The organism is Streptococcus sp. A69 (assembly GCF_058556195.1).
The window spans coordinates 91,372-105,424 of sequence record NZ_JBZUJU010000001.1 but is presented as its reverse complement, the minus strand read 5'-3'; the positions used below and the strand labels follow the sequence as shown (position 1 = coordinate 105,424).

Below are 14,053 nucleotides of genomic sequence, written 5' to 3'. Positions count from 1 at the left end.
TCGTTTTCTCCTATCTACCCCAACGCCTTCACTTCCAACATCATATCACGTATCTGAGCTGCCAGTTCAAAGTCAAGCACTTCGACGGCTTCTTGCATTTGTTTTTCTAGTTTCTTGACGAGTTCTTTACGCTCTTGTTTGTTGAGGCTGTTGATATCGACTTCCTTGTCCTCTTCTTTAGCAACTGCCTTGGTCACGGCAATCAAGTCACGAATTTCTTTCTTGATTGTCTGAGGTACAATACCATGTTCTTCATTATAGGCCATCTGGATTTTCCGACGACGAGCCGTCTCATCAATGGCACGTTTCATAGACTGAGTCATGGTATCAGCGTACATGATAACATGTCCTTCGCTATTACGGGCAGCACGTCCAATGGTCTGGATGAGGCCACGTTCGTTACGAAGAAAACCTTCCTTGTCAGCATCTAGAATAGCTACAAGACTCACTTCCGGAACATCAATCCCTTCACGGAGGAGGTTGATTCCGACCAAAACATCAAAGACACCCAAGCGCAGGTCACGGATAATCTCCGTCCGTTCCAAGGTCTTGATATCCGAGTGCATGTACTTGACCTTGATACCCATTTCCTTGAAGTAGTCGGTTAAGTCCTCGGCCATTTTCTTGGTCAAGGTGGTGATAAAGGTTCGTTCATTTTTTTCAACACGGGCATTGATTTCACCTAGGAGGTCATCAATCTGTCCCATAGTCGGACGGACTTCCACCTCTGGGTCTAGAAGTCCTGTCGGACGAATGATTTGCTCAATCACTGTCTCGGTCTGTTCATTTTCATAGTCACCTGGTGTCGCTGAAACATATACAATCTGATGAACATGACTCTCAAACTCCTCACGGCGTAAAGGACGATTGTCCAGGGCTGACGGTAAACGAAAACCATAATTAACCAGCATTTCCTTACGAGAACGGTCACCATTGTACATGCCCTTTATTTGCCCCATGGTCATGTGACTTTCATCAATCATAATCAAGAAATCATCTGGGAAGAAGTCAAGAAGCGTATAAGGAGGCTCTCCTTCGCTACGACCATCCATGTGGCGTGAGTAGTTTTCAACACCATTGGTATAGCCCATCTCACGTAACATCTCAATATCATACTCTGTTCGCTGTTTCAAACGCTGGGCTTCTAGCAGTTTGCCTTCCTTCTCAAAGACAGCTAACTGCTCTTCTAATTCTGCTTGAATTTTCGCAATCGCAACTTCCATGTGGTCATCATTGGTCACAAAGTGAGTGGCAGGGAAAATCGCCAAATGATCCACTTCTCCCAATACCTGACCTGTCAAAGCCTCAACTTCACGGATACGATCAATTTCATCCCCGAAAAACTCTACTCGAAAAGCGTGTTCATCTCGGGAAGCTGGGAAAATCTCCACCACATCCCCACGAACACGAAATCTTCCCCGTTGGAAATCAATATCGTTACGTTCAAACTGAATATCGACCAAGTCATTCAAAAGTTTATCACGAGAAATCTCAAGACCTGGACGCAGACTAACCACGCTATCAGCGTATTCCTTGGGCGAACCCAAACCATAGATACAAGAGACTGAAGCCACAACGATGACATCATTGCGCTCCAGAAGGGCTGAAGTCGCTGAGTGACGGAGCTTATCAATCTCGTCATTGACCGAGCTATCCTTCTCAATGTAGGTATCACTAGAAGGCACATAGGCCTCGGGTTGATAATAATCATAGTAGGATACGAAGTACTCAACAGCATTCTCAGGGAAAAATTCCTTAAACTCTCCGTAGAGCTGACCAGCTAGGGTTTTGTTATGGGCAATGACCAAAGTAGGTTTATTGACTTTGGAAATGACCTGACTCATGGTGTAGGTCTTCCCTGTACCCGTCGCCCCCATCAAAATCTGAGCCTTTTCTCCACCCTCGATATTGTCAACCAACTGCTCAATCGCTTGTGGTTGATCTCCTGAAGGTTGGTATTTTGATACTAGTTTAAATTTATTATCTGTAATTCGATTTATCATGATTGCCTCATCTGCTTTTTTCTATCCTTCTATTTTACCATAAATTTGCTTTTCAGACTCTTCTCCAAACTGATAAGAATGTGCAGTTCATGTTATATTTCCTTACATAAAATTCATAAAATTTGCCTTTTCACTTTTTTTCTGGTATAATGGAAAAATATTCGGAAAAGGAGACTAAAAATGAAGAAAAAAATACTAGCATGTTTGCTCATTTTATTTCCCATTTTCTCACTAGGTATGGCAAAAGCTGATACTGTTAAGATTGTGTCTGATACAGCTTACGCACCTTTTGAGTTTAAAGATTCAGATCAAACCTACAAAGGGATTGATGTTGATATTATCAATAAAGTCGCAGAAATCAAAGGATGGAACATCCAAATGTCTTATCCCGGCTTTGACGCAGCCGTAAATGCAGTACAGTCAGGTCAAGCAGATGCTATTATGGCAGGTATGACAAAAACAAAAGAACGTGAAAATGTCTTTACCATGTCTGATACCTATTATGATACAAAAGTTGTCATTGCTACGACAAAGGCAAATAAAATCACCAAATATGAGGAACTTAGCGGAAAAACAGTTGGAGTTAAGAACGGAACTGCCGCTCAACGTTTCCTAGAAAGTATCAAAGATAAATACGGTTTCTCTATTAAAACCTTTGATACAGGTGATTTGATGAATAACAGTCTAAGTGCTGGTGCTGTAAATGCCATCATGGATGACAAACCTGTTATTGAGTATGCGATTAACCAAGGACAAGATCTCAGCATCAATATGGATGGCGAGGCTGTTGGAAGCTTTGCTTTTGGTGTCAAGAAAGGGAGCAAGTGTGAACACTTGGTTACCGAGTTTAACGAAGCCCTAGCCCAAATGAAGAAGGATGGTAGCTTGGAGCAAATCATCCAAAAATGGACAGCTTCTACAACTACGGCAAGCCCAACGACAACTACTGCTGCTGGACAAAAAGCTACTCCAGTGAAAAGCAAGTACATTATTGCTAGTGACTCATCTTTTGCCCCATTCGTCTTTCAAAATTCAAGCAATCAATACACCGGTATTGATATGGACCTCATCAAGGCCATTGCCAAAGACCAAGGTTTTGAAATTGAAATTACTAACCCAGGATTTGATGCAGCCATCAGTGCTGTTCAAGCAGGACAAGCAGATGGTATCATCGCTGGTATGTCTGTAACAGATGCCCGTAAGGAAACCTTTGACTTCTCAGAATCATACTACACAGCAAATACGATTCTCGGTGTGAAAGAATCAAGCACCATTACTTCTTATGAAGACCTCAAAGATAAAACTGTCGGTGTTAAAAACGGAACTGCTTCTCAGACGTTCCTTACTGAGAACCAAAGCAAATACGGCTATAAGATTAAAACCTTCGCAGATGGCGCATCAATGTATGACAGTCTGAATACTGGCTCTATTGATGCTGTGATGGATGATGAGCCAGTTCTCAAATATTCTATCAGCCAAGGACAAAAATTGAAAACTCCAATCCCTGGAACACCAATCGGTGAAACAGCCTTTGCCGTTAAAAAAGGTACAAATCCAGAATTGATCCAGATGTTTAATAATGGACTTGCGAACCTCAAAGCTAACGGAGAATTCCAAAAGATTCTTGACAAGTACCTAGCTAGCGAAACTTCAACTGACTCTACAAGTACGGTTGACGAAACAACTATTTGGGGCTTGCTTCAAAACAACTACAAACAACTTCTTAGTGGACTTGGAATCACTCTTGCCTTAGCACTTATTTCATTTGCAATCGCCATTGTCATTGGTATTATCTTTGGTATGTTTAGCGTTAGCCCATACAAATCTCTTCGTCTGATCTCTGAGATTTTCGTTGACGTTATCCGTGGTATTCCCTTGATGATTCTTGCAGCCTTCATTTTCTGGGGTATTCCAAACTTCATCGAGTCCATCACAGGCCATCAAAGTCCAATTAACGACTTTGTAGCTGGTACCATAGCCCTCTCACTCAATGCTGCTGCTTATATCGCTGAAATTGTTCGTGGTGGGATCCAAGCTGTTCCAGTTGGGCAAATGGAAGCCAGCCGCAGTCTTGGTATCTCTTATGGAAAGACCATGCGAAAGATTATCTTGCCACAAGCGACTAAATTGATGTTGCCAAACTTCGTCAACCAATTCGTTATCGCTCTTAAAGATACAACCATCGTATCTGCTATTGGTTTGGTGGAACTCTTCCAAACTGGTAAGATCATCATCGCCCGTAACTACCAAAGTTTCAAGATGTATGCAATCCTTGCTATCTTCTATCTTGTAATTATCACACTTTTGACTAGACTAGCGAAACGCTTAGAAAAGAGGATTCGTTAATGGCAAAACTAAAAATTGATGTAAATGATTTGCATAAGTATTATGGAAAAAACGAAGTTTTAAAAGGCATTACGACTAAGTTCTATGAAGGAGATGTTGTTTGTATCATCGGTCCTTCGGGTTCTGGTAAATCCACTTTCCTCCGTAGCCTTAACCTTCTCGAGGAGGTAACGAGTGGTCACATCACTGTGAATGGTTATGATTTGACTGACAAATCAACCAATGTCGACCATGTTCGCGAGAACGTCGGAATGGTCTTCCAACATTTCAACCTCTTTCCTCACATGTCCGTCCTAGAAAATATCACTTTTGCTCCTATCGAACACAAACGGATGACCAAAGAAGAAGCTGAAAAATTGGGGATGGAGTTGCTTGAAAAAGTTGGACTAGCAGATAAAGCTAATGCCAATCCAGATAGCCTTTCAGGTGGTCAGAAACAGCGTGTAGCCATCGCTCGTGGACTTGCCATGAATCCTGATATCATGCTCTTTGACGAGCCAACTTCCGCTCTTGACCCTGAGATGGTCGGAGATGTACTGAATGTTATGAAGGAATTGGCGGAACAAGGCATGACCATGATTATCGTAACCCATGAGATGGGATTTGCTCGTCAGGTGGCCAACCGTGTTATCTTTACGGCTGATGGCGAATTCCTGGAAGATGGAACTCCAGATCAAATCTTCGATAACCCGCAACACCCTCGTCTAAAAGAGTTCTTGGATAAGGTCTTAAATGTATAAAACAAAACTGTAAGGTTCTCCTTACAGTTTTTTAATTGCGTATTGGATTTTTGATTTTTTTGAAAATTATGATAAAATATAGACTATGAAAATGAGAAAATCTCATCCCTAGTCCAACTAGGAAAAAATATAGAAATTAGGTAGCTAGATGTCATCAAAGGTTATTGTTACAATTTTCGGTGCGAGTGGAGATTTAGCTAAACGCAAACTCTACCCTTCCCTTTTCAGACTCTATAAATCAGGTAATTTGTCTGATCATTTTGCTGTTATCGGAACGGCTCGTAGACCTTGGAGTAAGGAATATTTTGAGTCTGTTGTAGTCGAATCCATTCTTGATTTGGCAGATAGCGTAGAAGAAGCTCAATCTTTTGCTAGTCATTTTTACTATCAAAGTCATGATGTCAATGATACCGAACACTACATCGAATTACGCAAACTTCAGGCTGAGTTAAACGAAAAATACCAAACCGAGCACAACAAGCTCTTCTTCCTCTCTATGGCTCCACAATTCTTTGGGACTATCGCCAAACACCTCAAGTCAGAGCAAATCGTAGACGGAAAAGGCTTTGAACGTTTGATTGTCGAGAAACCTTTCGGTACAGACTATGCTACTGCTAAACAACTCAATGAAGAACTTCTTGCTACCTTCGACGAGGAGCAAATTTACCGTATTGACCACTACCTAGGTAAAGAGATGATTCAGAGTATTTTTGCAGTCCGCTTTGCCAATATGATTTTTGAAAATGTTTGGAATCGCGATCATATTGATAATGTTCAGATTACATTTGCTGAGCGTCTAGGTGTTGAAGAACGTGGTGGCTACTATGATGAATCAGGTGCCCTTCGTGATATGGTGCAAAACCATACCCTCCAACTTTTGTCACTCCTAGCTATGGATAAACCTGCAAGCTTTACAAAAGATGATATTCGAGCTGAAAAAATCAAGGTTTTTAAAAATCTCTATCAGCCTTCAGATGAAGAACTAAAAGAACACTTTATTCGAGGTCAATACCGTTCAGGTAAAATTGATGGAATGAAGTACATTTCTTATCGTAGCGAACCCAATGTCAACCCTGAATCTATGACAGAAACCTTTGCTTCAGGTGCCTTCTTTGTCAACACTGACCGTTTCCGCGATGTACCTTTCTTCTTCCGTACAGGTAAACGCCTAACTGAAAAAGGAACTCACGTTAACATTGTCTTCAAACAAATGGATTCTATTTTTGGAGAACCTCTAGCACCCAATATTTTGACAATCTACATCCAACCAACAGAAGGATTCTCTCTTAGCTTAAATGGGAAACAAGTCGGTGAAGAATTCAATCTGGCACCAAGCTCTCTAGATTACCGTACTGACGCTACTGCTACTGGAGCTTCACCAGATCCATACGAGAAATTAATCTACGATGTCTTGAACAACAACTCAACCAATTTTAGCCACTGGGATGAGGTAAGTGCTTCTTGGAAATTGATTGACCGTATCGAAGAGCTCTGGGCTGAAAATGGGGCTCCACTCTACGATTATAAATCTGGGAGCATGGGACCACAAGCTAGCTTTGACTTACTTGAGAAGTATGGAGCCAAATGGACCTGGCAACCAGATATCGCCTATCGTGAAGATGGACGTTTAGAATAGCAAAAATATCCTGCAAGATTAACTTGCAGGATATTTATTTTGTATTAAATCAAGCCCTCTAAAAGACCCTTCATAAAGTTTTCTGAGTTAAATTCCCCGATATCATCGATTTTTTCACCGAAACCAATCAATTTTACAGGGATATTGAGTTCTTCGCGGATAGCCAGTACAACACCACCTCGGGCAGTTCCATCAATTTTTGTCAAAACAATTCCTGTCAATGGTGTTATCTTAGAAAATTCCTTAGCTTGTACCAAGGCATTCTGTCCAGTTGACGCATCAAGGGCCAGAAAGGTTTCATGGGGTGCCTCTGGCACGACACGTTTGATAATGCGGCCAATCTTTTCCAACTCGGCCATAAGGTTGTCCTTATTTTGCAAACGACCAGCAGTATCAATCATGAGAATATCAATCCCTTCAGCTACAGCACGTTCCATCCCATCAAATACCACACTTGCTGGATCAGCCTTTTCAGGTCCCGTCACAACAGGAACATCCACACGTCGACCCCATTCTGCTAGCTGAGCAACGGCTCCAGCGCGGAAGGTATCTGCCGCAACCAACATGACTTTCTTGCCAGCTTGTTTGTAGCGATGAGCCAATTTCCCGATAGAAGTTGTTTTCCCAACACCATTAACACCAACAAAGAGCATGACTGTCAAACCATCTTGGAAGTGGATACTTTCATCGTAGTTGCCATCCTTCTCATAGAGTTCAACCAATTTCTCGATAATGACACGACGGAGTGCGTCTGGCTTCTTAGCGTTTTCTAATTTGGCTTCATAACGTAGTTCTTCTGTTAAGTTTGAAGCGACTTGCACACCGACATCGCTCATGATGAGCAGTTCTTCCAATTCCTCGAAGAATTCTTCATCGACAGAACGGAAGTTGGCAAAGAAGGCATTCAAACGAGCACCGAATCCCGTACGGGTTTTCTTGAGACTGCGGTCATATTTTTCCTGAACGGTTTCTTCAACCTGAGGAAGTTCATCTTCTACTACTTCAGATGCAGGCTCTTCTACAGTTTCTTGGTTCTCTTCTTCTAGAATTTTTTCTGACTCTTGGAATCGTTCCAGTTCATCAGATTCTAGCTCAAGCTCTTCCTGAGCAGTTTCCTCGACTGCTTCTGGTTCAATAACTTCTTCTGTCGAGACCTGAGGAAGTTCTTCTTGAGCAGGTGTTTCTTCCACTTTGTCCGTCGCTGTTTCTTCGACTACCGTTTGGTTTTCTTCAACCTCTTCTGACAAATCAAGATTTTCCAGTGCTTCTTTTACAACATCTTCGATTTTTGGCTCTTCTTTTTTTCCGAATAAACGGTCAAATAATCCCATTTTTTAACTCTCCTTTAGCACATATTCTTCGATAGCCCAGGCAACAGCTTCCTCGTCGTTGGTCATCGGGGTAATCACATTGGCAACTGCTTTAACTGCTGGAACTGCATTTTGCATGGCAACTCCTAGACCCGCCCACTCAATCATGGAAAGGTCATTGGCCTCGTCCCCACAAGCCATGACTTGACTTTGGTCGATTCCCAAGTGTTTAATTAATTTCGCTAAACCTGTTGCCTTGTGGACGTTTTTCGGTGACCATTCCAATAAGAGTTCACGCGATTTGAAGATTTCATATTGGTCAAACAATTCTGGAGAAATCTGTTGAATCGCTGCATCCAAAGGTTCTTGGGCAAAGGCAGTCACACATTTATTATACGTCATCTGACTAGATAGATCTTCAAAAGCGACAGGCACAAAAGTCAGGGCTGGGTTGAACTTGGCATAGAGACTTTCTTGGTCCGACTGGATTTGATAGACTGTTCCTTCTGAGATGGCATCTAACGGTAATCCGAGTTTTTCAGTTTCCTCGTACAAGCGTGCCACATCGTCGATTGAAAAAACCGTTTTATCGAGAATCTCTCCTGTATTTTTCTGTACCAGACCACCATTAAAGGTGATGGTGTACTCATCCTCCTGACCGTCAGTCCCTAGCTCATGGAGAAAGAAATCCATAGCCTTCAGAGGACGACCTGTTGTCAGAACGACCTTGATGCCACGATCACGCGCAGCTTTTAGCACCGCCTTAGTACGATCTGTTAGCTTTTTATCCGTTGTCAGCAAAGTACCGTCCAAATCAAGTGCAATCAATTTAATATCTGCCATTATAAGCCCTCCATATAAGCCATCACTGACTGGTCCTTATGGTGGCCAATCACTGCTTCTGCTAATTCTAAAATCTCTGGTCGCGCATTTTCAGGAGCGATTGGGTGTCCCACAACCTGCATCATGTGAAGGTCATTGAGATTATCTCCAAACGCCATAACCTGATCCATGGTTAGACCCAGTTTTTTTGCTAGCTCAACAATAGCCACACCCTTATCAACATAGTCTAAGACAATATCGATGGATTCAAAACCTGTGGTCATGGCTTTCACACCAGGAACATTTTCGTTGACCCATGCCTCTCCAGCTTCTATCGTTTCTTCAGTAAAGTTCGTGGTAAATTTAAAAATCTCATCCGTGATATCTTCCAAACTCGCTACTTTTTGAATGTTTTCATTGTAGTGACGGCTAAACATGAGATAGGTCTCATCCACTGTATCCAATACATAACAAGCTTTTTTCCCAGTCAGGAGCATTTTTCTTTCATCAAAATAGGGCGATTTCTTTAAAGCTTCAAAAGTGCTCAAGTAAAAGTCCCGAGACATAGTAGCCTCGTACATATCCTCACCATGAAACTCAACATAGCTCCCATTTTCAGCTATAAAAATCACTTCATCACGCACATCCGCAAACAACTTTTTCAGGGACAGAATACCACGACCTGAAGCCACTGCAAAATAAATCCCCTTTTCCTTGTAGGAAACAAGTACGTTTTTGAGGCGTTCCATATCAAACCGACCCTCTCCATCTAGAAAGGTTCCATCCATATCGGTTGCTACAAGTTTAATCATAAAATTCTTCATTCTCCAATTGATAAATCTATCTTCTATTATACCATAGATAAGTTTAAAAAGGTCCAGTACGGTAGGATAGCAGTACTTTTTCGGAGAAACTTCAAAAGGCCTAAAAATTAGAATCGTAGAACTTTTTTCAGATAGTTTAAAAAGTTTGTATTCCCCTTCTCTTTTCTCTATAATGGAGAGAAAGGAGATGACTATGACAGAAATAAAACATGAAATTGATGCAAACTTTGCAGGCCGACTCAATATCCTGCGCGCGGGTGTTCTCGGTGCCAATGATGGGATTATTTCCATCGCTGGAGTCGTTATTGGGGTTGCCAGTGCGACAAGCAATATCTGGATTATCTTTTTATCAGGATTGGCTGCTATCCTCGCTGGCGCTTTTTCAATGGCCGGTGGCGAATATGTCTCTGTATCCACTCAGAAAGACACGGAAGAAGCCGCTGTTGCCAGAGAACAGTTGCTCTTGGATAAGGACATCGAATCTGCAAAACAATCCCTCTATGCTGCCTACCTTCAAAATGGTGAGTGTGAAACGTCCGCCCAACTCTTGACCAACAAAGCCTTTTTAAAAAATCCCCTTAAAGCCTTGGTCGAAGAAAAGTATGGAATCGAGTACGAAGAGTTTACCAACCCTTGGCATGCTGCCATTTCTAGCTTTATCGCCTTTGTACTGGGAAGTCTTCCTCCTATGCTTTCGATCACTGTCTTTCCAAGTGACTATCGCATTCCTGCTACTGTTTTTATCGTGGCCCTTTCCCTTCTCGTCACTGGCTATACCAGTGCTAAATTAGGAAAAGCTCCTACGAAAACTGCTATGATCCGCAACCTCTGTATCGGACTTCTCACCATGGGAGTAACCTTTCTCTTAGGACAACTCTTTAGTATCTAAGATAAAAGAAATACCTCGATAAATATCGAGGTATCTTTTTTTACATTTGCACAATCTTGCGATAGCTTCTTGAGGTAATCATAAAGATTAAAACATAGACGATGAGGAAGATGGCACAAATGGACAATGTAACGGTCAACATCATGGTCGCATCTAGTACCCCAATGACTTTTAGGATGAGGCTAAGCATATGATAGGCAAAGGCAAGGTGTAGGAAAGCAAAGAGCAATGGGAGGAAGAAAACAGTTAGGACCTGTTTGTTGATGGTTTGCTTGATTTGCTTTTGATCGAGACCGACTTTTTGCAAAATGATGAAGCGTTCACGATCTTCATAGCCTTCAGAGATTTGTTTGTAGTAGATGACAAGAACCGTTCCCACCATAAAGATGATAGAGAGGAAAATACCGATAAAGAAAACTCCACCAAAGAGAGCACTCACCTGCGCACTGCTATCAGCCAGATTACTTCCGTAAACATAGCTTCCTTCTTTGTTTAATTCTCTATTAAAGTTGTTGACGAATTTTGAATAGTCATCTGCAATTTTAAGCTGCTCTTCCTCGCTATCCGTTACGTTCATACCACCGTAGTATTGATTAAAGATGGAAGAATTAGGATACTGGTCAAGAAAGGCTTTCAAGTCAGGAACAACCAGATAGTTATAGTCCGAAGTTAGAATATTGTACTGATTTGGGACATGTTCAAGAATAAAATCTTTTTTGATTTCTTCTTTGATCGTGTAGGTCTGGTCATTTAGAGTCAGTTCTTTCTGTCCTTGAAGTTCTTTGTTTTTAGTAAACAATCCAACTTCCTTTCCTGAAAGTGCGAGTTTCTGACCCGTCATATTCTCGTAGTCTTTTTGGTCAAAGACCATAAAAACAGTTTTTGGTTGAACACGATTTTGACCTTTATCAAAAATGGTCAATTTCGTACCTTCTTGGTTTGCTACACCAAAGCTACTGTATGTAAGAACTTCTTTCTTTGTAACAGTCAATCCCTCATCACTAGCATACTGGTCTAGGAGTTTATTTATGTCTTCTTTTTCAACATTCTGTCCTGTAATTCCAAAATCATGTGGATTCATGACTTTCTTGAAAGTTTCAGAGCCCTTAAAGATACTCGTTGCAGCAGACATAGTCACCAAGACCATGGTTGAGAGAATAGCAATCGTTGCCAGACCAACCGCATTTTTCTTCATACGGAAAATGAGATTGGATACGGAAATCATGTTGTTGGGTTGGTAATAATAACGCTTGTTTTTCTTTAAGATTTGTAGGAAAACTGTGATTCCTGCATTGAAGAGAAGATAAGTTCCCAAAATTACTAACAAAACTGCTACGAAGAAAATCAGAACAGCAGAAAGTGGATTTTCAACTGTAACTGCTAGGTAATAACCAGCTCCCAAACTGATTAGACCTAGAATAGTTTGAAGGCCTAAGAAACGTCCTTTTTTCTCACCACTGGCCTTTTCACGAGAGAGTTGAAGGGCATTCATGCGTGCAATCCGAAAGGCATTGATAAAAATCAAACCTAGGAAGATAGCTCCAAAGACGATGAGAACTAGGATGAAGACAATTGGTTGGAAAGTCGAAACGAGCTCAACCTTCATTTTCATTAACTTCAGGAGAAGGGCAAAGATTAGCTTATCAAAGAGAGCTCCTAGGCCGAGACCAGCTGTCAAGGTTAAGGAACCAAAAATAAGAAGCTCCTTAAAAACCATACTGATCAAATGGCGCTTTTCAAGCCCCAGCATACCATATACACCTAGCTCCTTGGAGCGGTTCTTCATGACAAAACTATTGGCATAAAGGACAATAATTCCAGAAGCGATGGTAACAACCACCATACCGAGAGCAAGGGTCATAGAGATAGTTTCTCCCCCTCGGATCTTGCCAATGTTAGGATTAAGTGACAGTGAGTAAAAGAGATAGGTGATGGTCACTGCTAAGAGAACAGCAAGGGCAAAGGGATAGTAGAGTTTGCGGTTTTTAATCAAGTTGGATACCGCTAACTTATTGGTTAATCGGAACATACTAATTCACCTCGCTTGCCATAACAGTCAAAGTATCAGAGATTTCTTGGAACATCTGACGCTCTGTCTTGTCTCCACGGTAGATTTGGTTGTAAAGAATGCCGTCCTTGATAAAGAGAACACGCTTGGCCCTGCTGGCTGCTGCCGTTGAGTGAGTTACCATGAGAATGGTTTGGCCACGTTCATTGATTTCATCAAAAACATCGAGTAAGGCTGCAGATGATTTGGAGTCAAGGGCTCCTGTTGGCTCATCCGCAAGGAGAATTTCAGGTTCTGTGATGATGGCGCGCGCTACTGCAACCCGCTGTTTTTGACCACCAGAGATCTCGTAAGGGTACTTCTCTTGCAATTGGTTGATGCCTAAATTTTCAGCTGTTACCACCAATTTCTTCATCATCTCTGTGATAGGTTTTCGTGATAACACTAACGGAAGCAAGATATTGTCCTTAACAGACAAGGTATCTAGCAAGTTAAAGTCTTGGAAGACAAATCCCAACTTCTCACGACGGAAGCTGGAAGCCCGTGAGTTTTTAATAGTTGCTGTGTCTACTCCGTTCAAGTAAACTTGACCACGAGTTGGTTTATCCAGCATAGCTAGGATGTTGAGCAGAGTTGACTTTCCTGAACCAGACTCCCCCATGATGGCAACGTAGTCACCCTTCTCTACGGTAAAGTGAATATCTTTGAGAGCTTCTACTTGGTTGCCTTGGAAACGTGTTTTATAGATTTTTTGAACGTGTTTTACATCTAAAAGTGTCATGATTTTCTCCTTCTTAATATCCCATCAATTGAAACTGCGCTTGCATCATAGCGCATCCCAGTTGAACACGCTCGATATCTTTTTGACTTGGTTTTCTTGTTTTCTTTTGTAAAATTCTTTTCATGGTTTTGCTCCTTTGTTCTTTATGAGTCTAGTTTATCGCAAAAAAAGAGGTCTTGCCATAACCTAACCTTACAAAAGAGACTTTAATCTTACATTTTTGTAAGATTGAAGAAAATCAAGTAATTTTGCTATCAATATTTTACCATAAAAGAAAGGCAAGAAGAAAACCCTTGCGGATGCAAGGGTTAAGGTTCACTTCTTTTTCTGACCTCTTTGAGAAATAAGGAAACTATCTATAAACTATTTCAAAATCCAACTCACCAAAACCGTCCATCATTGTCATCAATGGCCTCGGCTTCCTTGCGTTTGCGTGGTCCTGTTCCGTACATTTCTGCTTCGATTTCTTCCTTAGTTGGCAGGATAGAGGCGAGGATGATGTAAATAATCACACCAACTCCAAAATTTGATATGGTAAAAATGGCGAAGAGAAAGCGGACTAAGGTGACATCAAAATTCCACTTGTCTGATAGACCAGCTAAGACTCCCGACACCATGCGATTTCGTCTCATTTTATAAAATTTTGTATTCATGATTTGTTCCTCTTTCGGTATTCTTACAAGTAGTATAGCAT

The 14,053-nt window shown here is 41.4% G+C and carries 11 protein-coding genes; 4 read left to right on the top strand and 7 right to left on the bottom strand.

What is annotated here, in order from left to right:
- Nucleotides 1–14: 14 nt before the first annotated feature.
- Entirely contained in the window at nucleotides 15–2,003 is a 1,989-nt protein-coding gene (uvrB, locus tag AC4ME5_RS00520; RefSeq protein ID WP_491799349.1) for an excinuclease ABC subunit UvrB, read from the bottom strand.
- A 180-nt stretch (nucleotides 2,004–2,183) separates the two neighbouring features.
- On the opposite strand from uvrB, the gene AC4ME5_RS00515 reads away from it, so the two are divergent.
- From AC4ME5_RS00515 to zwf, 3 genes are all read left to right on the top strand, one after another.
- Entirely contained in the window at nucleotides 2,184–4,349 is a 2,166-nt protein-coding gene (locus tag AC4ME5_RS00515; protein WP_491799348.1) for an ABC transporter substrate-binding protein/permease, read from the top strand.
- Nucleotides 4,349–5,089 carry an amino acid ABC transporter ATP-binding protein gene (locus AC4ME5_RS00510; protein ID WP_007516801.1) on the top strand — a complete coding sequence of 247 codons (741 nt, stop codon included), beginning with the start codon at nucleotides 4,349–4,351 and terminating at the stop codon, nucleotides 5,087–5,089. Before AC4ME5_RS00515 ends, AC4ME5_RS00510 begins: the two co-directional genes overlap by 1 nt.
- A 148-nt stretch (nucleotides 5,090–5,237) precedes the next feature.
- On the top strand, nucleotides 5,238–6,725 hold the full coding sequence (gene zwf / locus AC4ME5_RS00505; protein WP_491799347.1) for a glucose-6-phosphate dehydrogenase: 1,488 nt from the start codon (nucleotides 5,238–5,240) through the stop codon (nucleotides 6,723–6,725).
- A gap of 44 nt (nucleotides 6,726–6,769) precedes the next feature.
- Here zwf and ftsY read toward each other — a convergent pair whose 3' ends face one another.
- Genes ftsY through AC4ME5_RS00490 form a run of 3 tightly spaced genes read right to left on the bottom strand, consistent with a single transcriptional unit; the run spans nucleotide 6,770 to nucleotide 9,669 of the window.
- Complete coding sequence (ftsY, locus tag AC4ME5_RS00500; RefSeq protein WP_491799346.1) at nucleotides 6,770–8,056, bottom strand: signal recognition particle-docking protein FtsY; 1,287 nt, start codon at nucleotides 8,054–8,056, stop codon at nucleotides 6,770–6,772.
- A 3-nt stretch (nucleotides 8,057–8,059) separates the two neighbouring features.
- Nucleotides 8,060–8,878 carry a Cof-type HAD-IIB family hydrolase gene (locus AC4ME5_RS00495; protein ID WP_491799345.1) on the bottom strand — a complete coding sequence of 273 codons (819 nt, stop codon included), beginning with the start codon at nucleotides 8,876–8,878 and terminating at the stop codon, nucleotides 8,060–8,062.
- The gene (locus AC4ME5_RS00490; RefSeq protein WP_491799344.1) at nucleotides 8,878–9,669 is read right to left on the bottom strand and encodes a Cof-type HAD-IIB family hydrolase; all 792 of its coding nucleotides are present in this window, start codon (nucleotides 9,667–9,669) and stop codon (nucleotides 8,878–8,880) included. The genes AC4ME5_RS00495 and AC4ME5_RS00490 overlap by 1 nt, the downstream gene beginning before the upstream one ends.
- Before the next feature lie 205 nt (nucleotides 9,670–9,874).
- On the opposite strand from AC4ME5_RS00490, the gene AC4ME5_RS00485 reads away from it, so the two are divergent.
- Nucleotides 9,875–10,570, top strand: coding sequence for a VIT1/CCC1 transporter family protein (locus tag AC4ME5_RS00485; protein ID WP_000136037.1), 696 nt, complete (start codon nucleotides 9,875–9,877; stop codon nucleotides 10,568–10,570).
- Between the two features lie 40 nt (nucleotides 10,571–10,610).
- Here AC4ME5_RS00485 and AC4ME5_RS00480 read toward each other — a convergent pair whose 3' ends face one another.
- The 3 genes from AC4ME5_RS00480 to AC4ME5_RS00470 all read right to left on the bottom strand — a co-directional run bounded on the left by AC4ME5_RS00480 (nucleotide 10,611) and on the right by AC4ME5_RS00470 (nucleotide 14,012).
- Nucleotides 10,611–12,599: an FtsX-like permease family protein gene (locus tag AC4ME5_RS00480; protein ID WP_491799343.1), complete on the bottom strand. Its 1,989-nt coding sequence runs from the start codon at nucleotides 12,597–12,599 to the stop codon at nucleotides 10,611–10,613.
- A gap of 1 nt (nucleotide 12,600) precedes the next feature.
- Complete coding sequence (locus tag AC4ME5_RS00475; RefSeq protein WP_000173376.1) at nucleotides 12,601–13,359, bottom strand: ABC transporter ATP-binding protein; 759 nt, start codon at nucleotides 13,357–13,359, stop codon at nucleotides 12,601–12,603.
- 380 nt (nucleotides 13,360–13,739) lie between these two features.
- A complete protein-coding gene (locus tag AC4ME5_RS00470) occupies nucleotides 13,740–14,012 on the bottom strand; it encodes a PspC domain-containing protein (RefSeq protein ID WP_007516821.1) in 273 nt (90 codons plus the stop codon).
- Nucleotides 14,013–14,053 lie beyond the last annotated feature (41 nt).

Coding starts and splice junctions, on each gene's coding strand:
- zwf (WP_491799347.1), top strand. CDS start 5,238: ATGTCATCAAAGGTTATTGTTACAATTTTCGGTGCGAGTGGAGATTTA.
- AC4ME5_RS00475 (WP_000173376.1), bottom strand. CDS start 13,359: ATGACACTTTTAGATGTAAAACACGTTCAAAAAATCTATAAAACACGT.
- AC4ME5_RS00470 (WP_007516821.1), bottom strand. CDS start 14,012: ATGAATACAAAATTTTATAAAATGAGACGAAATCGCATGGTGTCGGGA.
- ftsY (WP_491799346.1), bottom strand. CDS start 8,056: ATGGGATTATTTGACCGTTTATTCGGAAAAAAAGAAGAGCCAAAAATC.
- AC4ME5_RS00485 (WP_000136037.1), top strand. CDS start 9,875: ATGACAGAAATAAAACATGAAATTGATGCAAACTTTGCAGGCCGACTC.
- uvrB (WP_491799349.1), bottom strand. CDS start 2,003: ATGATAAATCGAATTACAGATAATAAATTTAAACTAGTATCAAAATAC.
- AC4ME5_RS00515 (WP_491799348.1), top strand. CDS start 2,184: ATGAAGAAAAAAATACTAGCATGTTTGCTCATTTTATTTCCCATTTTC.
- AC4ME5_RS00510 (WP_007516801.1), top strand. CDS start 4,349: ATGGCAAAACTAAAAATTGATGTAAATGATTTGCATAAGTATTATGGA.
- AC4ME5_RS00480 (WP_491799343.1), bottom strand. CDS start 12,599: ATGTTCCGATTAACCAATAAGTTAGCGGTATCCAACTTGATTAAAAAC.
- AC4ME5_RS00495 (WP_491799345.1), bottom strand. CDS start 8,878: ATGGCAGATATTAAATTGATTGCACTTGATTTGGACGGTACTTTGCTG.
- AC4ME5_RS00490 (WP_491799344.1), bottom strand. CDS start 9,669: ATGATTAAACTTGTAGCAACCGATATGGATGGAACCTTTCTAGATGGA.